Source organism: Candidatus Ponderosibacter sp. Uisw_141_02, from assembly GCF_048087665.1.
Taxonomy (GTDB): Bacteria; Pseudomonadota; Alphaproteobacteria; order Puniceispirillales; family Puniceispirillaceae; genus UBA3439.
The window spans coordinates 2269533-2291073 of the sequence record NZ_CP159807.1 but is presented as its reverse complement, the minus strand read 5'-3'; the positions used below and the strand labels follow the sequence as shown (position 1 = coordinate 2291073).

General features: G+C 44.7%; 16 protein-coding genes. 8 read left to right on the top strand and 8 right to left on the bottom strand.

The window, feature by feature from the left end; genetic code table 11:
* Positions 1-8: 8 nt before the first annotated feature.
* The gene (locus tag ABXT40_RS11275; RefSeq protein ID WP_443645694.1) at positions 9-3461 is read right to left on the bottom strand and encodes an indolepyruvate ferredoxin oxidoreductase family protein; all 3453 of its coding nucleotides are present in this window, start codon (positions 3459-3461) and stop codon (positions 9-11) included.
* A 195-nt stretch (positions 3462-3656) separates the two neighbouring features.
* Between ABXT40_RS11275 and ABXT40_RS11270 the strand changes: the two genes are divergently transcribed.
* Together ABXT40_RS11270 and ABXT40_RS11265 are read left to right on the top strand one after the other, a co-directional pair.
* On the top strand, positions 3657-4538 hold the full coding sequence (locus ABXT40_RS11270; RefSeq protein WP_443645693.1) for a DMT family transporter: 882 nt from the start codon (positions 3657-3659) through the stop codon (positions 4536-4538).
* Between the two features lie 128 nt (positions 4539-4666).
* A complete protein-coding gene (locus ABXT40_RS11265) occupies positions 4667-6286 on the top strand; it encodes a GMC family oxidoreductase (protein ID WP_443647017.1) in 1620 nt (539 codons plus the stop codon).
* Between the two features lie 25 nt (positions 6287-6311).
* On the opposite strand, the gene mmsB is transcribed toward ABXT40_RS11265, so the two are convergent.
* Entirely contained in the window at positions 6312-7202 is an 891-nt protein-coding gene (gene mmsB / locus ABXT40_RS11260) for a 3-hydroxyisobutyrate dehydrogenase (protein ID WP_443645692.1), read from the bottom strand.
* 126 nt (positions 7203-7328) lie between these two features.
* Between mmsB and ggt the strand changes: the two genes are divergently transcribed.
* Positions 7329-8924, top strand: coding sequence for a gamma-glutamyltransferase (gene ggt, locus ABXT40_RS11255; RefSeq protein WP_443645691.1), 1596 nt, complete (start codon positions 7329-7331; stop codon positions 8922-8924).
* 48 nt (positions 8925-8972) lie between these two features.
* Here ggt and ABXT40_RS11250 read toward each other — a convergent pair whose 3' ends face one another.
* The 4 genes from ABXT40_RS11250 to ABXT40_RS11235 all read right to left on the bottom strand — a co-directional run bounded on the left by ABXT40_RS11250 (position 8973) and on the right by ABXT40_RS11235 (position 15035).
* Positions 8973-10112, bottom strand: coding sequence for an SAM-dependent methyltransferase (locus tag ABXT40_RS11250; RefSeq protein WP_443645690.1), 1140 nt, complete (start codon positions 10110-10112; stop codon positions 8973-8975).
* Positions 10113-10174: 62 nt separating this feature from the next.
* Positions 10175-12826: a TRAP transporter large permease subunit gene (locus ABXT40_RS11245; protein WP_443645689.1), complete on the bottom strand. Its 2652-nt coding sequence runs from the start codon at positions 12824-12826 to the stop codon at positions 10175-10177.
* Positions 12826-13842, bottom strand: a complete 1017-nt coding sequence (locus ABXT40_RS11240) for a TRAP transporter small permease subunit (protein ID WP_443645688.1) — start codon at positions 13840-13842, stop codon at positions 12826-12828. Before ABXT40_RS11240 ends, ABXT40_RS11245 begins: the two co-directional genes overlap by 1 nt.
* A 98-nt stretch (positions 13843-13940) precedes the next feature.
* Positions 13941-15035 carry a TRAP transporter substrate-binding protein gene (locus ABXT40_RS11235; RefSeq protein WP_443645687.1) on the bottom strand — a complete coding sequence of 365 codons (1095 nt, stop codon included), beginning with the start codon at positions 15033-15035 and terminating at the stop codon, positions 13941-13943.
* Positions 15036-15276: 241 nt separating this feature from the next.
* Here ABXT40_RS11235 and ABXT40_RS11230 point away from each other — a divergent pair, with 241 nt between their 5' ends.
* Positions 15277-15894: an antibiotic biosynthesis monooxygenase family protein gene (locus ABXT40_RS11230; RefSeq protein WP_443645686.1), complete on the top strand. Its 618-nt coding sequence runs from the start codon at positions 15277-15279 to the stop codon at positions 15892-15894.
* Positions 15895-16039: 145 nt separating this feature from the next.
* Here the strand turns inward: ABXT40_RS11230 and ABXT40_RS11225 are convergent, their stop codons facing one another.
* Positions 16040-16726, bottom strand: coding sequence for a VOC family protein (locus tag ABXT40_RS11225; RefSeq protein ID WP_443645685.1), 687 nt, complete (start codon positions 16724-16726; stop codon positions 16040-16042).
* A gap of 898 nt (positions 16727-17624) precedes the next feature.
* Between ABXT40_RS11225 and ABXT40_RS11220 the strand changes: the two genes are divergently transcribed.
* The 3 genes from ABXT40_RS11220 (at position 17625) to ABXT40_RS11210 (ending at position 19689) form a co-directional block, all read left to right on the top strand.
* On the top strand, positions 17625-18395 hold the full coding sequence (locus ABXT40_RS11220; RefSeq protein ID WP_443645684.1) for an FKBP-type peptidyl-prolyl cis-trans isomerase: 771 nt from the start codon (positions 17625-17627) through the stop codon (positions 18393-18395).
* Between the two features lie 102 nt (positions 18396-18497).
* Positions 18498-18749 (top strand): hypothetical protein, encoded by a 252-nt coding sequence (locus ABXT40_RS11215; RefSeq protein WP_443645683.1) that lies wholly within the window; start codon positions 18498-18500, stop codon positions 18747-18749.
* 10 nt (positions 18750-18759) lie between these two features.
* The gene (locus tag ABXT40_RS11210) at positions 18760-19689 is read left to right on the top strand and encodes a DMT family transporter (RefSeq protein WP_443645682.1); all 930 of its coding nucleotides are present in this window, start codon (positions 18760-18762) and stop codon (positions 19687-19689) included.
* A gap of 15 nt (positions 19690-19704) precedes the next feature.
* Here ABXT40_RS11210 and ABXT40_RS11205 read toward each other — a convergent pair whose 3' ends face one another.
* Positions 19705-19863: a hypothetical protein gene (locus ABXT40_RS11205; RefSeq protein ID WP_443645681.1), complete on the bottom strand. Its 159-nt coding sequence runs from the start codon at positions 19861-19863 to the stop codon at positions 19705-19707.
* 517 nt (positions 19864-20380) lie between these two features.
* Here ABXT40_RS11205 and ABXT40_RS11200 point away from each other — a divergent pair.
* Complete coding sequence (locus ABXT40_RS11200; protein ID WP_443645680.1) at positions 20381-21532, top strand: FAD-binding domain-containing protein; 1152 nt, start codon at positions 20381-20383, stop codon at positions 21530-21532.
* Positions 21533-21541 lie beyond the last annotated feature (9 nt).

Genomic DNA, 21541 nt, shown 5'->3' with positions numbered 1-21541 from the left:
GATAAACCCTATTCAGCAGCCATATCAATTGGTGGCGGCAGGGTTGAAATTTGCTCAATGATCGCGGTGATTTGCGGCACATAGCGTGAATGATTTGCCGCCCTGATATGACCATAGCCGCGAATCTTCAGCATCAGCTCAAGCGCTGTTTTGATTTGATCCTGCCGGTCAGGTGATGCTGCCATACCAAGCGCGTCAAGCCAGTCAATGACCCGTTCACGATAAGCGCGTTCGGCGCGCCGATCGGTTGCATAGCCAAAAGGATCGGCCCAGCTATCGCGCAGCCATGATAGGCGCGCAAGACCGCGCAAATAAGGCGTCAACCAGCGGCCAAAACGTATCTTGCGTGGGCTGCCATCACGCGCCTTTAGCCAGGCCAGCATCGGCGGGGCAAGATGATAGGAAATGGCGGCATTTTCGCCAGCCACCGTGGCAATCCTTGCGGTGAAATCGGTACTGGTTAACTGGCGTGCCACTTCATATTCATCCTTGATTGCTATCGCCCGATATAGCGCCCGCGCCGCGGTTACGCCAATGTCGTTTGATACAATGTCGCGGCTTTTTAGCCGTGTCATAAATTGTGTGATGATTGTTTCATAGCGCGCGGCATAGGCGGCATTTTGATAGCTTGTTAATTGCGCGGTAAAATAGGCAATCGCCCTATCGGGATCGTTTAGTGCTGTTTCATTTTGTGGGATCGCTGTAATCGCATCAAGATGGGCAAACAGCTTGTCCGGCGCATGCGCCAGCAACCGGCCCCATCGCAATGCCGCAAGATTATTTTCAAGCGATGTGCCGTTCAGCTGCAAGGCTGCCTCAACCGCATCAATGCCAAGCGGGATAAACCCTTTTTGAAGCGCCCAACCAAGCATGATGATATTGCTTGACGTCGTGCTTCCCAAAAGCTGATTGGCAAGCGATGAAATGGCCCATTTGACAATATGATCCGGATTCATGGCTGTGCCAAGACGGGTCATCACAAGTGGCATATCAATAGTGCTTCCAATCCCGACGCCAGCAACGCCAACCGGATCAATATTATCATTGAGAATGGCACGGCTTTGGGTTTTGTTTAGAAGGCCAAGAACCATATCATTCGCCGCCACCACCGCATCACAGCCAATCAACAAATCAGCTTCATGGCTTGGCAGCCGCACCATATGACCATCAAGTGATTGATCGCGAGCAAGCCTGATTTGTGAGGTGACGCCACCGTTTTTTTGCGACAGGCCGGTTTGATTGACCGCGGTTCCGGCAATGCCATCAACCCGCGCGGCCATAATCAAAATACCGGCAAGTGTGGAAACGCCGGTACCGCCAATGCCGGCGATGAAAATATTGCAAATATCGCCGCTGGCTGGGGGTGGCATTGGCAGTATTATATCTTCTGGAAAAGTTGGCTTTACAAAGGTCTTTGCCGGGGTTGATTGGTCGCTTTTATCGGCTTTTTTGACCGTTACAAAGCTTGGACAAAACCCGTTCAGGCAAGACATATCTTTATTGCATAGGCTTTGGTCGATCTGGCGTTTTTCACCTTCAGGTCGTATCAGGGGTTTGACAGCGACACAATTTGATTTGACTGCACAATCACCACAGCCTTCACAGACAGCGTCATTGATCATGATCGTTTCAGGTTTATCGGCAATTAGCCCGCGCTTGCGTTTGCGCCGCAATTCGGTTGCACAGCCCTGAACATAAATGATTGCGGTAACGCCGGTGATTGTTTTGAGTTCCTGCTGCAATGCCAGCATATCTTGGCGATCATAAACCTGGCAATTGCTGGCCCACTTGGCGCCAGTCAGCAACGCATCCGGCGTGTCACTGACGACAGCAATTTTGACCACGCCTTCGGCGGCGAGCTGGCGGGAAATAACCCATGGCGGCTGTCCGCCTTCAACAGTCTGGCCGCCGGTCATTGCCACCGCGCCATTATATAGAATTTTAAAGGTGATATTGACCCCCGCCGCCACCGCCGCGCGAATGCCAAGATAGCCCGAATGGGCATAAGTGCCATCGCCGATATTCTGGAAACTATGGTGATGGCTTGAAAAGGGTGCCCGCCCAATCCAGAAAGCACCCTCGCCGCCCATTTGGGTGAAATTAGTGATAATGTCAGGCGTTAAAAACCCACTGATCGAATGGCAGCCAATGCCCATCCCAACAATTTCACCGTCGGGAAGCTTGGTGCTGGAATTGTGTGGGCAGCCTGCACAATACCATGGCGTGCGCGCGGCTATTTTGGGAAGGTCGGCTGTGGTGAAGTCTGGCTGTATTATTGCGCGCATTGCAATGCCATGCGCGTTGGCGCGGTCGCTTATCGCCGTCAGTAAAATGGAATGGGTGATTTCGCCAGTCTCGGGCAAAAGGCGTGATCCATCTGGGGCTAATTTGCCGGTGATGACTGCGCGTTCGGCAAGATTGACGACCGCCCGTGCCACTTGATCTTCAACGATGGGGCGTTTTTCTTCGACCACCATCACCTCATCATAATATTTCGCAAAATCAACAAGGCTTGCTGGGTCAATTGGCCATGGCATGACAATAGAAAACAGGCCAATGCCAGCTTTTGCTGGATCATCAATGCCAAGGCTGGCAAGCGCGTCATTGACCTCATAAGTTGTTTTGCCAACCGTCATGATGCCAAGTTTGCCAATGGCTGGCTGGCTGCCGATTATGCTGTTTATATTTTGCGCTTTTTGAAACCGGCGAACGGCTGGAAGCCGAAAATTAAACAGCCGGTCTTCACGAACCAATGCCGGATCATGGCGGCCAATATGAACTGGCCCCGATTCATCATTTGCGGTGATTTCGGGGCGAATCCGGTTAAGGTCAATAATGCTGCTTGCATCGGCCGTATCGACAACAATTTTCATACCTACACAGCACCCGGCCAAACGTGATAAGGCAAAAGCCTGCAACCCCATGGGAATAATGTCATGGATTGATCGCGGGTAGAAAAATGGCACACCAGCGGCAATGAAGGTTTGTTCGGACTGATAGGCAAGGGTTGATGATTTGCCTGTGGCATCATCGCCAACCGCCAAAACCATGCCGCCATATTTGGCAACGCCGCCCATATTGGCATGGCGAATTGCGTCAAGTGCGCGATCAAGGCCCGGCCCCTTGCCATACCAAAGGCCAAACACCCCATCAATTTCGGGCTGATCATAAAGATGGATATGCTGGCTTCCCCAGATTGCAGTTGCCGCCAGTTCTTCATTGATTGCTGGCTGGAATGTCACCCCGTCTTTTTCCAGCAGGTCAAGATTGCGATTTAATTCGAGGTCGAGCCCGCCAAGTGGCGACCCCGGATAACCACTGACAAGGCCACGGCTATTGATTCCCTGTTCGCGGTCAAGACGCGCTTGCTCGAGTAGTAGGCGCACCAAAGCTTGGGTTCCAGTCATGTAAGCTGGCCCATGATCCTTTGTGTAGCAATCCAGAAGTTTTATTTTATCCATCAGGTAATAATTAAACATAAATTTGGATTAACTATAAAGTGATTATTAGAACCAAGTTGTTTTTAAACTTCACTTTTAAATCCGAGAAGCTTTGCATGGCGCATATGCTAAAACATGTCTAAGAATAATATTCATCGATAGCACCTACATTGCTTTTTTGTTTTTTTACCTAATACAGTGCCGGAAGATACAATCATGACAACAAGATCTGAACCGCTGAAGGCAACAGTTTGGATGATTGGGGCGATGGTGTCATTTAGTCTGATGGCGGTTTCAGGGCGAGAGCTTGCAACCAGCTTGAACACTTTTGAGATAATGCTGTATCGGTCTATAATTGGCCTTATGATTGTTTTAGTTATTGGTTTTTTTGCTAAAACCCTTAATGAAATTAGGTGTGACCGCCTTGGGCTGCATTTGTTCCGAAACTTGGCTCATTTTTCTGGACAAAATTTATGGTTTTTAGCTGTTGCTTACATTCCATTTTCACAACTTTTTGCATTAGAGTTTTCCACACCAATCTGGGTTGCGTTATTTGCTCCTTTATTTTTGGGCGAGGCCTTAACAAGACAGCGTGTTTTAACTGTTATATTAGGATTTGCAGGTGTATTGATCGTTGCTAGGCCAGATATGGAACAAATTGATTTTGCAATTATTGCAGCGGTTGCTTGTGCTATCTGTTTCGCCGGTTCAATGATGGCGACTAAAAAGCTGACAAACGATCAATCCATTACGTGTATTCTTTTTTGGTTGACCTTAATGCAGCTTTTCATGGGCCTTATGGCAACGTTTTTTATGGGTATGAACACTTTCCCAGAAGGCATTAATATCATATGGGTTGTGATCGTGGGTATAGGTGGTTTGATGGCTCATTTTTGTATCACCAATGCACTGGCACTTGCTCCAGCCATTGTTGTCATCCCCCTAGACTTTATGCGTTTGCCATTGATTAGTGTGATTGGCTTTTTGATTTATGGTGAGGCCTTTGAGCTACCAATTCTTTTGGGCGCAGGGATTATTTTCATCGCAATTTTGTTAAGTTTGAAAGCTGAAAAGCAACGTCAGTCTGGGCTGGCCTAAATGGTGTTATTTAATAGCTGTGTTTGTCTGGGACTAATGAATGTGATGTGCAAATCAGACTTGTCACTTTAAGACTGATTAGTCACTATCATATACTGCGGGCCTTATTTGAGTTTGAAAGCAGATTGATGTCAGAAAAATATGATTATGTGATTGTTGGTGCTGGCAGTGCTGGGTGTGTTCTAGCAAATCGCTTGACTGCTTGTGGCACCTATAAGGTTTGCCTTTTGGAAGCAGGTCCGTCTGATTGGAATCCGATGATCCATATCCCTGCTGGTTTCATTAAAACACTGGTCAATCCATCAGTAAATTGGATGTATCAAAGTGAGGCTAGTAAAGGAACGAACGGCCGTACAATTCCAATGCCTCGCGGCAAAGTTCTCGGTGGGTCAAGCTCAATCAACGGCTTGATTTTTAACCGTGGTCAAAAGATGGATTTTGACGTCTGGGCGCAAAAAGGAAATCGGGGCTGGTCATATGATGACGTGCTTCCTTATTTTCGCCGTTATGAGTCCCACGAGGATAGCCCAGATGCGAGCTATCGAGGCCAGACGGGCGAAATGAAGATAACCAACCTTGCGTGGCGCGACCCACTTTGTGAGGCTTTTATTGAAGGTGCTGAAAGCATTGGGATACCGAGGAATCCAGATTATAACGGTGCTTACCAAGAGGGCACTTCTTATGTTCAACGCACCGCCACTGGCAAATTACGAATGAGCTCAGCTCGCGCTTTTCTGAAGCCGGCACGCAATCGTTCTAACCTTCATGTCATTACCAACGCACATGCAACAAAAATTTTACTGGATGGTAAGCGGGCAATTGGTGTTGCTTATAATCGAGGTGGAGCCAATGGCCGCCCAGATCAGGTGTATGCGGGTCGTGAGGTAATTATTGCTGGCGGCACAATCAATTCACCACAATTACTTCAGTTATCAGGAATTGGGCCAGGGAAGCTTTTGAATGAGCTTGGTATTGAGGTGAGGCATGAATTGTCTGGTGTTGGTGAAAATTTGCGTGATCATTACGGCACGCGTCTGACTGCTCGAGCAAAAAATGTAAAAACTATAAATGAACTCGCTCGTGGCCCAAAATTGGTTGGTGAAATCGCCAAGTATTTTTTAGGAAGGCGTTCTATTCTTGAGTTAGGACCAACGCTGGTTTACTGCTTTTGGCATTCGGATGAAACTGTTCGTAATGCTGATCTTCAAGTGAGCTTTACGCCTGCTAGCTATAAGGAAGGTTTGCAAGCCTGGCTTGATGATGAACCGGGATTCACCCTTGCTACTTGGCAACAACGTCCTGAAAGTCTTGGTTATGTTCGCGCAAAGAGTAGCGACCCTTTCGTCAAACCCTTGATACAGCCAAATTATTTGGCGAGTGAGGAAGACCGACGTGTACTGCTAGCCGGTATTAAACTAAGCCGCCGACTTATGAATACTGAACCATTAGCGCCTTATTTTGATTATGAGGGGTATCCTGGTGCGCATATTCAAAGTGACGAAGAATTACTGGACGTAGCTCGCCAGCGAAGCACTACAGTCTACCATCTTATGGGAACTTGTCGGATGGCGCCAGAGACGGATCCAACTGCAGTGGTCGATGATCAATTGCGGGTTCATGGCATGCAAAACTTGCGTGTTATTGATGCCTCTATAATGCCAACTATGCTATCGGCAAATTTGAATGCTGGTGTTTTGATGATTGCAGAGAAAGGCGCTGATTTGGTGCTTGGCAAACCACCGCTTTAAGGGTTTTTGCAAAATCATTTTTGCACTATTGATCTTTACTGCGTGACGTTAGGTCTTGGAGTATTGCAGAAAAATCTAGCGCTCCGCCTTTGCTTGATTTTACAAAATCTTGATATAATTCCAAAGCAAGTTGACCGGCTCTGGTTGGTGTGCCGTGGATTGTTGCGGCTTCTTGAGAAAGCTTCAAATCTTTCAGCATTAAAGAAGCTGAAAAACCAGGTAAGTAATCATTGTCAGATGGGCTTTCTGGTCCAACTCCAGGTGCTGGACAATAGGTGCTCATTGACCAGCTATTTCCTGATGAGGTGCTGACAACATCAAAAAGCTTTTGCCGATCTAGTGCCAAATCATCAGCAAGTGCAAAGGCTTCACATGTTGCTATCATGGTAACACCGAGGATCATATTATTACAAATTTTGGCTGCCTGTCCGGCGCCGTCAGCACCACAATGAATAACACGTTGACCCATGATTTTGAAAAGTGGGTTTCCTATGGCAAAGCTATCTTCACTGCCACCAACCATAAAAGTGAGTGTGCCTGCGACAGCGCCGCCGACACCACCTGAGACTGGAGCGTCAAGAACGTGAATGGCCGCATTTTTTAGCAGTGTAGCCACCTGCCTTGTAGTATTTATATCAACTGTTGAGCAATCAATGAAACATGATCCCTTCGGCATAACAGGAATGATTGCTTCTACAACCTTGATAAGCGCTTCACCGTTGGGAAGCATTGTTATGACAACGTCCTGTTCGCGGGCTGCTGTTAAAATGTCTTTGGAAAAACTCATTTTTACTTCTGATAAAGCAGCCATAGCGCTCTCCATTACATCATAACCAGTGATGTCGTGACCTGATGCCACAAGTCGTTTCACCATTGGAGCGCCCATATTACCTAGTCCAATGAACCCAATTTTCATGTTTTTCTCCTTACCATCACCCCGCGCTGCTTATATGGCTGGTGATATTATATTGCTCAAATAAGCCTAGGTACTGTATTACTCTGACCTCAAGTTGTTTTTAAGGTTTTATTATGAGGAAATGTGATGCGTAGTTTACAACGGCCGGGTCGGTCACCAGTTCTAGCCCCAAATGGGATGGCTAGCACGTCTAATCCCTTATCAACTCAGGCTGCGGTCACAGTTCTTCAAAATGGCGGAAATGCAATGGACGCAGCCATAGCTGCGAGTGCCGTACAAGCGGTTGTAGAGCCAGAATCTACAGGTATTGGTGGTGACTGCTTCTGCCTTTATTCAGAAGCTGGTAGCGACAAGGTTATTGCCTTGAATGGATCTGGCCGTGCGCCAATGAGTTTAACCGCTGATTGGTTGTTGGCACAGGGAATCAAAGAGATTCCTCAACAATCCCCTCATGCAGTGACAGTGCCAACAGCAATTGATGCTTGGGTACAATTGAGTCGTGATTATGGAAAAAAATCGCTTGGCGATCTTCTTCAGCCAGCAATTGGCTATGCCCGCGATGGATTTCCGATTGGTCAACGAGTTGAAGCAGATTTTGCTGCAAGTCGCGAGCTAATTTTGGGTGATGCCGATTTGAGTGCGCTATACCTTAAAAATGGTGAAAATTATAGAATGGGCGATCGGTTTATTAATAAAAACCTCTCCAAAGCATTGGAGGCTGTTGCAAAAAATGGCCGCGCTGGATTTTATGAAGGCTGGGTAGCAGACGATATTTTAACCAAGCTAAATACACTTGGTGGTTTACACACACAAGCTGATCTCGACTCGGCATTGGCAAATTATGTTACACCGATTAAAACCAACTTCCGTGGTTATGATATTTGGGAATGTCCGCCAAATGGGCAAGGCGTCATAGCCTTGATGTTGCTAAACATTATGTCCGGTGTAGATAAGTTTGGTGATCATCCTATTTCTGTTGAACGTATTCACCATGAGATTGAAGCAGGCCGAATAGCTTATCGTGATCGAAACCTATATTTGTCTGATCCGGAGTTTTCTGCCATGCCGATTGATGACATGTTAAGTCAGGAGACAGCTGATCTCATACGCGCTCAAATTAACCCAAATAGGGCACTTGATAAACTTCCAGAAACCACACTTCCTAAGCATAAAAGTACAGTTTACATCAGTGTTGTTGATAAAGATCGGAATGCATGTAGTTTTATAAACACTGTATTTCATAATTTTGGTGCCGGTATTCTTGCGCCAAAATCAGGTATCATTTTGCAAAACCGTGGCCAGGGATTTGTAGTTGAGCCAGGTCATCCAAATTGTATTGAACCTGGCAAACGCCCGCTTCATACGATCATTCCGGGCATGGCCACTAAAGATGGTAAAACCATAATGCCATTTGGCGTTATGGGCGGTGAATATCAGGCGTTCGGCCATATGCAGTTTTTGACTCGTCTTTTCGATTATGGGATGGATATTCAAGAGGCGCAGGATATGCCGCGCTTTATGCCGGACCCGTTTAGTGATGTTGTCGAGGTTGAAGAGCCAATTAGTGATGAAATCCGTGAATCATTGCGTGCACTTGGGCACAATATTCAGCCAGCTAGCAAGCCTATCGGTGGCTCGCAAGCAATCTTTATTGATTGGGATACAGATTTACTAATTGCTGGGTCTGACCCACGCAAAGATGGATGCGCCATTGGCTATTAACACCTAAAAGGCAAATTGATAAGTGCTGAGTAATTTAGAAAAGATTGTCTAATTAGCAGTCTTTTCTATATCGAGAATAATGTGGACATAGTCCATAGCATGACCGATTGGGTTTGCCGCAACCTCGTCACGATAGGCCTTATAAAAACGATCAATGATTTGAAGGCTTTCATCGTCACTTCGATCAGAAATTGCTGTTCTGAAAACCGTTTCAGACCAAGATCGCATGGTTGGAATAAGGCTATCGGCGTATTCAGCGTTTGTCATTGATCCACCAGCTCCACCGGCTTTTATGAATGCTGCTTCATAGGGGCATTTTGTGAGCTTGCTGTGACAGGATTTTAGCACCAAACCGGCTTTACTGACTGGACTTTGTGGGTCATTGAAGGGCGCACAAAACTCGTTAATATTGCGGTAGTATTGTGCGAATGTTGCCTTTTCATATTCATCTTTGGTGATAGTATTGTCCTGATATAGGGCATTCCAATGTTTGTGAAACTGGTCAAACATATGAACCCCGCCAGTATTGCCTAGGTAGCGCCCCTTTTCGTCTATGCCAAAATTAAGCGCAATAAAACGCCCTCCTGGAACCAGCTCAGCAGCGCGGGCAAGTAAGATGTTTTGCCAATCAAGCGCCGCTTGCTCTGCAAAGGCTGCATTACTAGTATGATCAGCTCTTGCGGCATGCACATGTTTTGGAATTTCCAGTGGTTTGACTGAAACATAATGCATTGCGGTGGCGCTAAATCCTAAATGTAGGGACTCACTCGCCATTAGTTGTTGGTGAAAACCGGTTCCACACCCATGCACAAAAACATTCTCATGATGCTTTTGATAGGCATGGGTTGGGCTGCCTTGCATACCTTGCATCATTCTGAACAGGGTTGAAAAATCATTACTTGCAAGGTCGGTATAGAGTATTTCAATTTGCCGGTTATCTCCGGACTTGCGGAGCATTTCTATAACCGTACTCCACATTTGTTGGCTAGTACCACCATCAGCGGCGCCAAAATCTGCAAGTCGTAGGCTTTCTGCATCGGAAAGAGTCTCAAGTGCTGTTAGCACTAGTTCTCTTGCATCATTAATGACATCCCGTGCACCTGCGGTTCGCTCTGAATAATAGCCGGCACCTCGCATGGCCAAAACGGCTTGGGTATTTATACCCCCACTGTCACTTTGGTTTGACACACGTTATCTCCACTATTCTATCTTTTAAGTGTAAATTGCTGACGGGTCTCGCGCGATTTACATTAAAATTGAAGAGCAAGGCTCCTATGTTTTGCTAGGCATGACGTGATTGAGTCAACTTGCTCTGGGTTCAACCTATCCTGTTCCCGCAGGCCAAGGTTTGATCTTGCATAAGCTTCAAATGCTGCAAGTTTTTCATATGGGCCCTGTTTAGCTTTACCACGCCAAGTTAATTCGGCATTAATTGAAGCTAATGTTTCATCAACAAACGCAACCGCTTTTGGTAAATTTGGATCTTTCCTATCGATCAAACGGCGCGCATTTGATAATGATTTGGCGGCGTTATTGGCCCCAGGGATTCTGGTTAAAACACTATAGGCTGCTTTGATTTCACTCAGTGCCTCATCAACAGATTGCTGGCCTATCCGGGCTTTGACATTGACTATGTCTTGGCGGACCTCATCCAAAATGGAAACAGAGTTGATTGAATTCACTATTCCACGGATCTCTGAATAGGCTTGATCTGACTGACGTCGGAATTGCATGCGCGCACGATTCAACTTCGTCGTTATGAGTTTAAAATCTTTATTTGTTTTCTGCCAACTGTTTGGAATTAATGCAAGTTTTTCTGTAATGCTTGTCTCAAGCGTTGAGATTGACTGTTTAATGTCGGTCTTTTTGCTGACATCGTCAGTTCCCCTTAATTCATTTTTTAAAGTTTTGATCTCTTCTTGATTTTGTTTGATGGTGCGTTCAAGGCTGCGAACTTCAGTATGAATTGGCGCATAAGCAACTGATGCACGTGCCATTTCAGCTTGAGCTTCCTTGATTTCATCTATCAAAATGAAAATATCACCAGCAGATTTTAAACTACGCTGAAGCCCTGCCATAGTCGTTTTTGGAAGTGAAGAATAATCAAGATTATTTAGCAAACTAACTTGCGATAAATATTCGCTCTTATTGGCATCATAAAAACTAAATAGGTGGTTTTCTAGGCACAACTGTAGGCGTGGGTTTTTTGGTGGCGGCGCAGTCTCACTTGATAAAAATGTTTTGGTTGGTAGGTAGTTCACCAAACTTGGATTAAAGCCTACGATTGCGAGTCCTAGTAATTGTAGGCCAATAAACGGAACGACGCCTTTATACATGTCTATGGTTTTGACTGCTTTGGATGCCACTCCCCGTAGATAAAATAATGCAAAACCAAATGGTGGCGTGAGGAATGAGGTTTGAATGTTGAGGCCAATCATAACGCCAAGCCAAACAGCTGTTATATTGGCAGATGGATCAGCAAGCAAAATTGGCGCAACGATTGGTACCACGACCACTGCAATCTCAATAAAGTCGAGAAAGAAACCAAGCAGGAATATTACCAGCATGACTACCATGAATTGTGCCCAAAACCCTCCGGGCAAGCCTGACAGGAAGTGCTTTACAATTTCTTCGCCGCCAAACCCTCGGAAAGCAGCCGTCAGCATTGCGGCGCCGAGCAAAATAATAAAGACAAGGGAGGTTGTCTTTGCTGTTTCAGACATGACTTCACGAAGTGTGTTTTCAATCTTAAACGCGCGCCATCCACTCCATGCGATACCAGTACAAAGGCCAATAACAGCTAACGTGACGAAAAACACCCCAAACCAGTCAGAGGGATCTGTAACGGTCTTGATGCTAAGATTAAAGTTAGATTTAAAAAGCCAAATCAATAAAAGCGAAACGATGGTTAAGATCGATGGGTAAAAAGCAGATCTTGATCCCTCATGGAGTTTGTAGCCTGCCATAATCAGAGCTCCTACCGCGCCGATTGCTCCAGCTTGGTTTACCGTAGCAATGCCTGCAATGATCGAACCGAGGACTAGAAAAATTAGCAGTAAGGGCGGCACCAAAGCCAGAGCCACTTTTAAGAGAAAGCTTCTCTCTAATAATTTACCATCATACTTTACGGCGGGTGCTAAAGAAGGGCGAATTAACGCAGCAATCAAAATGTAGGCCATGTAGATACCAACAAGCAGAATCCCAGGCAAAAAAGCGCCAAGGAACATATCTCCGGCACTAGTTGAAATGATATTAAATTCAGACGGCATGCTGAACTGACCAGTTGCTTGCTTGTATAACGCTTTACGCGCCGTTGCCGCTTGATCGGCAGCACTTGCCAGCTGATCGGCTAAAATAATTAGAACAATTGAGGGTGGAATAATTTGTCCTAAAGTGCCTGATGCGCATATCGCGCCTGTTGCAAGGGGTTTTGAATAGTTGTTGCGCAACATTGCTGGCAACGAAATCAGGCCCATTGCAACAACCGTTGCGCCCACAATACCGGTGGTTGCAGCTAAAAGCCCTCCTACAAATACCACTGAAATGCCGAGCCCGCCGGGAACAGCTCCGAATAATTGTGCCATGGTGACAAGAAGATCTTCAGCAATCTTTGATCGCTGGAGCATGATGCCCATGAATATGAATAATGGGATCGCTATGAGGGTGTCCCGTTCCACCTCCCAATAAATTCCCCGAAAGTTTGTAACACCTGCCGTTAGCCATTCAATAGGCCCATCCTGAATAAAATAGGCACCGCTATCGCCTTCAAAAAGTGTCCCAGTTAGGCCGGCAAGAATGATTGTGACGATGGCAGCGCCTGGTAATGCAAATGCAACGGGATAGCCAGAACCAAGGGCATACATCATCAGCAAAAATAGGAGTGCTAGGAATAAAAGTTCCATTATTGAGTAACCTCTTCCGCATCCAAATCATCAGTAATATTTTCCTGAATGTCTGCCATTGACTGAAATAGGTAGGCGGTAAACTGTAAAATCATACTTAGTGCAAAAATCATGAGGAAAGCTGCCATCAAATATTTCACATACATTCCAAAGCCACTCATTGACGTTTCAAAGTTCATCATTGGGCTATTGATTAGACTGGATTTCCCCCACATGCCGCGTATTAGGATAAGCCAGCAAAGCGGAATTCCAAAAAACAGTGTCCCAATCGTATTAAGTATCGATTTGGTGCGCCGTTTCAAGCCTGCATAGAACACATCAACTCGGACATGGCCATCTTCTTTTAATGTGTAGGCAGATGCAAAAAGGAACAGAGCTGCATACCAGAAGCGCACAAGGTCTCCCATAAAGGTTTGTTCATAACCGTAAATGAAACGGCCAACCACAATGAGGAACTCAGCAATCACAACTAACAGGGTCAACCATACCAAAGAAACTGATTTGTCACGTAAAGCAATCAGAGCTGCAACAATTATCAAAGGAACATGGATGTATATTCCGCGAGAGCTAGGTAGGGCAATTATAGCCCCGCCTAAATCACCAAAAACTGTCTTATGAAAATCTTCAACGCGCATAAAAGACATTATAGCGTCGGCAACTCCAACAATTAGCACTGCCCAAAAGGCAGCACGAATAACATATGCGGAAAGCCAGTCAAGGCGCGCGGCATCTAAACGAAGCTGGCCTTTTTTTATGGTATGGAAACAAGCCCAAAAGGTCACTCCAAAAACAGCTGCAGTTTGCACCAACCCAACAATATATAATCCACTGCTGTAACCACCCTTTAGGCTTTCAACACCAAAAATTTTGTTAAGGCCAAGTACATTGATCACACCTGGAGCATTAAATCCAAAAATTAGAAAATTATTTACCACAAAAAGAACTGCTAAAAATGCGCTGCACAGCCCGACTAAATGCAGCATGGAAGACAAATTATTTTTCTGTTCTGACAGCATTATGATCAACTTAAATATGAATAACCAAATAATTAAAAGACTGAGATCCGCTATTTACAGATAGCGGATCTCAGTTGATTTTTTATCCCAGAGCAGCGTTACGCTCCCAGAGCAGCGTTACGCTTATTTGTGTACGCAACGTCATTTAGCTGGACGTAATCACCAACTATTTTTCTAGCATTTACCATAGATTCGTGGATCTTTTTCGCCAGTGCTGAATGAGTTTGGACTTCCTCATATACCTCGTCTGAGCCACGTTTGAAGGCAGCGTATACGTCATCATTGAATTCTTTAACGACAACACCTTGATCATTCACAAGACGCTCAAGAGCAGCACCATTTTTGGCATTGTACTCAGCCATAAAATCATTATCTCCACCGGCTGCAACTGCTTGGATAAGCGCTTTATCAGATGCACTCATACCGCTCCAGAATGATGCGTTAAATCCAACATGCAGCTGTGAAGCCGGCTCATGCATGCCTGGATAGTAATAGTATTTTGCAGCCTCATAAAACTTCATCGCTTCGTCGTTCCACGGGCCAACCCATTCTGTTGCGTCAATTGCACCAGAGACAAGGTTTTCATAGATTTGGCCACCTGGAAGTGAAACTGGAGACGCACCAAGCTTGGCCATAACATCTCCACCAAGGCCAGGGATACGCATTTTTAGTCCTTTTAAATCATCTCCAGAGTTGATTTCTTTGTTGAACCAACCGCCCCACTGAACTCCAGTGTTGCCCATTGGCACACATTTTAAACCAAATTCACCAGCTAATTCATCGTGAAGCTCTTGGCCACCCATCCAGCGAAGCCAAGCCTTCATTTCTGGGTAAGTAAGGCCAAATGGAACGGCTGTAAAATAGGCCCATCCAGGATGCTTCCCTTTCCAATAATAATCTGCTGCATGATAGGCTTGTGCATTGCCTGAAGCTACCTCGTCAAAGGAATCAAACGCGCCCACACGCTCACCGGCAGCATAGTAGGTGACTTGAATGCGACCATCAGTTACGTCTGAAAGCTTCTGCGCAAAGCGCTGAGCACCAGTGCCAAGGCCAGGAAAATCTCTTGGCCAAGTTGATACCATTGCAATTTCGATTCGGTCTTGAGCAATAGCTGGCGCAGCAAGCGTAGACGCAGCAACTGTGCCTGCTCCGACCAAACCCGCTTTAGTAATAAAATCTCTACGTTTCATGAGAGTGTCTCCTCAATTTTGATTAGGCTTATGAAGCGCTGCTTGATGCAGCTTGAGTTCACGCTAGCAGAAAAAATAAAACAGGCAACAAAATCGTATAAAAAGATTGTGCAGATTGAAGAAAAGTATTTTTGATAAACTGTTGTGGAAATACAAATTTGTCAGCTAATTTTAAAAATGCTGAATAAAGCCGTGCTGAAAAATCAAATATCTAATTTTTTAAAATTTTTGGAGGCAGCACATGCACAAAAGCAATCAAGCGCCCGTAGGTTTGTTTTTTGAACTTGTTCCAAATTCTGGTCATTTACATCATTATTTTTCATATGTTGAAAAGCTTAAACCCGAACTGGAAAAACATAAGGGACTGATTTGGTTAAACCGATATGAAGCCCAGCTTGATGATTACAGTCTTTTGTCTCATCAATTATGGGATAGTAAAAAATCACTTGAAAATTGGCGGCAAAATAAACAGCATCGACTGGCGCAAAAGGCTGGCATTAAGAAGCATTTCAAAGATTACAGAATTCGAATTGGACAGAGGCTAGCCTGCTGGGAAGCTAACTTAGTAACCAAAACAAATTTTGAGTTAACCTCAAAGTCAGATGCGTTGTTGGTAAGCATACAAAGTAGGACAGTTATTTCTAATACTGCGTTTAATAAGTATGCGGTTTTGGATGGAGCTTATAACGGCTTATCAGCGTCAGACCAGTTTATAACTTTGGTGACTCCAAATGATTTACCTTCTGTAAAGGCGCTTACCTCCTTAATATCAACAGACTCAATTGACAAAATAGAATTATTTTTGATTAGCCGAGACTACAGCATGACAAATCGCATTCAGGCACCGTGCGATAGCTAACGTGAACTATCAATAAATGGTGCGCCCTAGTTGGATCAATAGTGCCCCGGTTTTTTGAATAGCTGGTTGTAAAAAATAAAAAGATCCAAAAAATGCCGCGCGCACATGAAATAGCGTGATTTGCCGGCACATTATGTCAGGTATTTCAGGAGGATGATTGGATATCAGCTAGACAGTTTTCGTAAAAAATAATGCTTTTTCCGCTCGCGGTTTTGAAAGAAAATTGTATTCTTGGTTCTCCAAGTTCAATATTTATTGGGCCTAAAATATTTAGCTTGGATAAAATGCCTTTGATTTTTTTTGGATTTGAATGAAATAAGGTCAGTTGCTGTAAACACACGTTGCTCTCCGGCATCCTTTCGGCAGGATTTTTCCCATTTGGCCATTCAATTAAAATAGGTAAAACGCCATCAAAAGATAATTTCCCATTCTCTGGGACTGTTAACCTCCATCGTAAGTTGTCTCTTGTTACCTCAATAATTTTACCGGGGTTGTAACCACAATGTGATACTGCTTGTTCGATATTATCAACGGCGGCAACCCAGCACAAAGGTTGTGGTGCAAGTGATAACCGGCGTTTTGTGGACTGCGAGTCAAGCGAGAACCAACGCTTTTTTTGAGCTGACGATTGGGGCATTGTAGCGCTGGGGTCTATAGATATAACTTCCATGTATATTGAATTTTGAAGTTTGATTAAGCGGTTATGTGTTGCCATCAATGGATGCTTTCCACCACTCGAAAAATCCGCTTTTATAAACTGCTCAATCCTTTTTGTTGCTTTTTCTAAATCTGCTGCGCCAATAACGATATGATCGATAGTTGATTGAATCATTAACATTTCTCCGAACTACTTTTAGAAAATATTGATGTGAGAGATGAAATTTGTAGGCCTTAATAAATGCTAACATTTGTCCTTGTGGTTTTTCTTTAAATAATCACACCTGAGCCAGGCGTGTTATCATTGGCAGGAGTGGGAGCCGCATATGATTGGCGGCAAGGATTTCGGCACCTTTTTGGTTTGTCCCTTGGCACTAATCTTGTTTGCCTTGCGGTTATTTCGGGCCTTGCAACTGCAGTCTCGGCAGACACAATTATTCGAACGATGTTGCTGATTATATCTGTTTGATATCTTGTTTATCTATCCTTAAGCATTGCTCTTGCCGGCTCAAAAATTGCATTTATCCATGTTATAAAACCGGGAGTTATATCCGGTTTAACGCTCCAGTTTATCAATCCAAAAGCATGTGCTGTTAATACAGCACTTTTCAGCGGTTTCGCTTTTTACCCTGAAAGCCTCATCATCGAAACTGGGATTAAGCTGATAATTGCAAACTTTATTTGGTTGTTACTCCACTGTCTTTGGTTATTTGTGGGACTAAAAATCAATTTATTAGAGTTGTCCGTCCGAACTCAAAGACTAATTAATTTGTCAATGGCACTCTGCCTATTGGCCGTAGTGTCTCTTTCTGTCTGGTCAATGTTTTCATAACCCAACAATAATGCCAAATTAAACCGTCAATTTTCTTGCAAATGATATTTTCTTTGAAGGGCTTTTTGGAATTAATACATAAAAATCCATCTTAAATATTGGGCTAAAAATCCAGAAACTGGGTCACAAAATACGTATTTTGGGCTACTAATTGAGCCGGTGGGGACTAGCATCTTCAGTCAAATAATGTGATTAATGAATTGTTGTTTAGTCGGCTCATTACCAAAGGGTTGAAAAATTGATGAAAATTCTTCACTGGATCAAAAGCCTTGGGCGAGTCCTTGCCTTTTTGCCGGTATGTTTATTTTTGGGGGTTAGTGTGAACGCGGCCGATTTATCATTTGAGGTCATTGCCGAGGGCGATGGTGAAACAGCCAAGAACGGGATGCAGGTATCAGTGCATTATCAAGGACGCCTGACCGATGGCACCGTTTTTGATGATTCCCAAAAACGCGGCACGCCGTTCAGCTTTACCCTTGGTAGCGGACAGGTTATTCCTGGCTGGGAACAGGGCATTGCGGGCATGAAGATTGGCGAAAAGCGGGTTCTGACAATCCCGCCAGAGCTTGGCTATGGTGCGGCGGGTGCTGGTGGGGTAATCCCGCCAAATGCAACATTGGTTTTCGATGTCGAGCTTGTTTCTGTTGCCATACCACCGAAACTGGGTGATGCCACAGCTGCCGATTTAAAGGCGGCGCAGAAAAACGGTGTTGTGGTGATTGATATCCGCCGCGCTGAAGAATGGGCAGAAACCGGAATCATCGAAGGTGCGCATACCATTACCGCCTTTACCCAATCAGGGCAGTTGCATTCGGAATTTCAGACAAAATTTACCGCCATCGTGCCAACGCCAGATACGCCCGTCATGCTGTATTGCCGTACCGGAAACCGAACCGGCATTATCGGCAATGCGCTTGTCAGCCAGCTTGGTTACAGTGATGTCACCCATCTGAGTGACGGTATTGTTGGCTGGATCGCAGGCGGTGCGCCGGTTGTTGCGTTCAAGCCATAAGCAAAACTGGCTGGTTTGGCCACGGCTATTGGCGTGTTACGTTGGGTGATCTGGAGATGGCGGTTCTAAGACCATCACTTGGTTGTTTGTAAAGGGGTTGCCATGCGTTCCGTAACGGTGATGGTATTGTTTTTGTTGCTTGGTTGCGCGCCGCTTGACCGGTCAATTCTCACCCGCGATGGGGATGAAGCCCTTGATTGCGTCGCGTTAAAAGCCGAATTTGATTTCGCTGCCGACCTTGGCGAAAATGCCCCAGCCCGCCGTCGTCATATCAGGGCGCTTCAGACTGAAAAGAAATGTGTGACGCCGCCCAAAATCTCAATTTCAATTGGCGTGTCAAAATCTTTTAATTGATGGTTTGGTCATGGTCAGCTGCGCTTGCTTGAGGCTGATCCCTTCGTTGGCGCTGTGGCCGGTGTATGAGGAAATTATGAGTCCAAATTTGAAAAGCATAATCCTAATGATTATTGGAATGGGTTGTCTAACCTTATGTGATTTACTGATCAAAATCGCCAGCCAAACATTACCACTCGGACAAGTAATGATTATATTTGGTGTAGGGTCGATAATGGTGTTTTTGGGGATCATGCGTATTGAGGGAGAGTCTGTTCGCTTATCACCATTCACTAATCTTGCAGTGGTATTGAGAAATATTGGGGACCTCATTGCCATTAATGGTATGTGCTTGGCATTAGTATTTGTCCCCATATCCATTATTGGAGCAGTGATTCAAACTGTACCGCTGATGGTTACCGCCGCCGCAGCTTTGTTTCTTGGAGAGAGAGTTGGTGCGAGGCGATGGTTGGCCATCGTCATTGGTTTTTTGGGAACTTTATTTATCATCCAACCTGGTGCTGCTACTTTTGATATCACAACGGCCTTTGTATTGATTGCTGCAGTAGGTATGGCGTTGCGAGATATCACGACTAAGCTAGTTCGAGACAATTTTTCAACGCTACTTCTATCGTCTTACACGTCAGTATTATTTATCGTCAGCGGTAGTGTTTTACTCATTATTTCAGGGGAAGCCATCGTGCCTGATTTATGGATGACCGCCATACTTGCGGCAATGATCGCTTTTGGTTCTTTAGGTTTTTTCTTTACAACGAAGGCTGTCAGATTGGGTGATGTATCCGTTGTTATCCCGTTTCGTTACACTCGACTTCTGTTTTCTGTAGCAGCTGGCATTTTAATCCTTGGCGAGCAGATAAATGCAATGATGTTATTTGGCAGTGCTTTAACGATTTTGTCCGGCCTTTACATCTGGCGCAGAGAAATTGCGATTAAAAATTGAAATAGGCGAGCCAATTTACTGAACAAACTCCACGATATGCAGGAGCATCTGCTTTTGTTTGTCCGTCTGCCATTTTTCACCATTCCACAAATACCAGTGCTTATCGTCAAAGCAGAACACGGCCTTAGCTTTAAGCCGAAAGGCAAAGATGTCAGCAAGTGTGGATTCTGTCACAGTCTCTGGCCGTCTTATGAGACGCATATCAGCTATGTTAACATGATGCGCTTACTCACTGTCTGTTGAGACTTAGCGCTCTTCTTTTGTCATGATGTAAACCATTCCAAAAGTGAGCCACGAAGCTTATACCGTTTTGCCATTAGATAGACTTATGAGGCGTGACTGTCGCGCGGCATACAGGCCCATTAGAAGGTGCTATCTCACAAATAGACCTAAAGTGTTAAGATTAAAATACAAGTGATACATACCATATAAATCAAAGGACAATTTATCAATTGCCTTTTTATCCAACTTGGCTTGCGTGCTTACTTTTTGAATTTAGCAAAATCTGATATTTTCAATCTTGAGGCGGTGACAGTTCCTCTTCAATTGCAGCGGTTTGCGAACTCACCATACAAAAGCATATGAAAAAATATCACCCAGGTAACCTGCTCTAAAGCAGATATGCGTAATTGACAAAATTAGGCGGAATGATGTTTTAAGCGTTTATCAGGAATTAACATAGGATCAAATTGTGCCGCCCATCATCGAACATTTGTACAAGACTGCTCATGAAGACCTAGGACGGTTTCTAGATGGCCCCATCAATTCCTATGATCATTTGCGTAATTTTGATTTTGGCCCAGATAACCGGCGCAATGTGTCATGCCTATCCAAATACATCTCACACCGGGTCTTATTTGAGTATGACATAATTACCCAGACCTTGTCCTTGCATAGCCACGATCATGTCGAAAAGTTTGTCCAGGAAGTGTTTTGGCGGGTCTATTGGAAGGGCTGGCTTGAACACCGACCAACGGTGTGGGATGCTTTTGTCTCATTCGATTTCGACAACGCGTCGAACTCAAATTACCAAAATGCCATCAAGGGTAAAACTGGGATCCGGTGCTTTGACAGCTGGGTAAATGAGTTACGGGATAGAAATTATCTGCATAACCACACTCGAATGTGGTTTGCCAGCATTTGGATTTTCACCCTTGGCTTGCCTTGGCAATTAGGCGCACGTTTTTTCATGCACCATTTGCTTGATGGCGATGCCGCGTCAAATACACTTGGTTGGCGGTGGGTGGCAGGCGTGCAAACAGTGGGTAAACACTATCTTGCTCGTTCGAACAATATTTCACGTTATACTGATGGTATGTTTGGTGATGATAATCTAAACGAGGAGGCAGAGCCGTATTTTGATAATACTGATCATACCACTCTTCCAATTGATCCAGCTGGCGGCATGACACAGAAATTTAATACGCTTGTTGTCTTTGATACCGACCTACATCTTGAAAGTGAAAATATCTACGACAACTATGAAACTGTTTTTGTTATTTGCCTAAACAATGACGAACGCAGTATTTTGCTGAGCAACAATGTGCTTGCTTTTAAGCAGGCGCTAAGCAATGATTTTGTAGTGCGCTGCCAAAATGCTAGATTGTGTGATCCTTCCAATTTCATCAAAATAGCATCCACCATTGAGGGACTTGATGTTGTATATCCGTTTGTTGGGGATAATCTTGATTATCTGAAACGCCTTCAATCATTGACCAATGTGACACTGCATATCCGCAAGCGCGCAGAAGATCTCCATTGCTGGCAATATGCGAAAAAGGGATTTTTCAACTTTAAAAAACAAATTCCATCGATAATCAATACATTGGGTTTGCAATCTTAATTGATGGGT

What these genes read in the sequence shown, in the direction of transcription:
- ABXT40_RS11225 (WP_443645685.1), bottom strand. Translation starts at nt 16,726, where the DNA reads ATGATTCAATCAACTATCGATCATATCGTTATTGGCGCAGCAGATTTA.
- ABXT40_RS11245 (WP_443645689.1), bottom strand. Translation starts at nt 12,826, where the DNA reads ATGGAACTTTTATTCCTAGCACTCCTATTTTTGCTGATGATGTATGCC.
- ggt (WP_443645691.1), top strand. Translation starts at nt 7,329, where the DNA reads ATGCGTAGTTTACAACGGCCGGGTCGGTCACCAGTTCTAGCCCCAAAT.
- ABXT40_RS11230 (WP_443645686.1), top strand. Translation starts at nt 15,277, where the DNA reads ATGCACAAAAGCAATCAAGCGCCCGTAGGTTTGTTTTTTGAACTTGTT.
- ABXT40_RS11215 (WP_443645683.1), top strand. Translation starts at nt 18,498, where the DNA reads ATGCGTTCCGTAACGGTGATGGTATTGTTTTTGTTGCTTGGTTGCGCG.
- ABXT40_RS11220 (WP_443645684.1), top strand. Translation starts at nt 17,625, where the DNA reads ATGAAAATTCTTCACTGGATCAAAAGCCTTGGGCGAGTCCTTGCCTTT.
- ABXT40_RS11265 (WP_443647017.1), top strand. Translation starts at nt 4,667, where the DNA reads ATGTCAGAAAAATATGATTATGTGATTGTTGGTGCTGGCAGTGCTGGG.
- mmsB (WP_443645692.1), bottom strand. Translation starts at nt 7,202, where the DNA reads ATGAAAATTGGGTTCATTGGACTAGGTAATATGGGCGCTCCAATGGTG.
- ABXT40_RS11235 (WP_443645687.1), bottom strand. Translation starts at nt 15,035, where the DNA reads ATGAAACGTAGAGATTTTATTACTAAAGCGGGTTTGGTCGGAGCAGGC.
- ABXT40_RS11240 (WP_443645688.1), bottom strand. Translation starts at nt 13,842, where the DNA reads ATGCTGTCAGAACAGAAAAATAATTTGTCTTCCATGCTGCATTTAGTC.
- ABXT40_RS11275 (WP_443645694.1), bottom strand. Translation starts at nt 3,461, where the DNA reads ATGGATAAAATAAAACTTCTGGATTGCTACACAAAGGATCATGGGCCA.
- ABXT40_RS11210 (WP_443645682.1), top strand. Translation starts at nt 18,760, where the DNA reads ATGGTCAGCTGCGCTTGCTTGAGGCTGATCCCTTCGTTGGCGCTGTGG.
- ABXT40_RS11270 (WP_443645693.1), top strand. Translation starts at nt 3,657, where the DNA reads ATGACAACAAGATCTGAACCGCTGAAGGCAACAGTTTGGATGATTGGG.